General features: G+C 47.3%; 1 protein-coding gene. It reads left to right on the forward strand.

Annotated features, from left to right (window positions below):
- Nucleotides 1–42 precede the first annotated feature (42 nt).
- A partial coding sequence (locus tag DXD25_RS16985; RefSeq protein ID WP_305000183.1) for a sigma factor occupies nt 43–258 on the forward strand: 216 nt, incomplete at its 3' end.

Here is a 258-nt window from a genome sequence, read left to right on the forward strand (position 1 = left end):
AAAGCTTGTATATAAGAGTAGAAACAAGAAGAAAATGACGTGATGACAGAAGAAAATGAACAGCGGATGGAACGGCTGTTCCACGACCATTACGAGCAGATGTATCGCTTCGCCTTTGCCTTGCTCCATGATAATGAGGAGGCGAGGGATGTGGTGAGCGACGTATTCTCCAGATTGTGGGATAAACAGCTGGTTCCAGACCGGGCTTACCTGATGCGGAGCGTGAAGAATGCCTGCATCAATCTTATAGCCAGAAAG

It is taken from the genome of Prevotella sp. TF12-30 (genome assembly GCF_003436715.1).
GTDB classification, from domain to species: Bacteria; Bacteroidota; Bacteroidia; order Bacteroidales; family Bacteroidaceae; genus Prevotella; species Prevotella copri_A.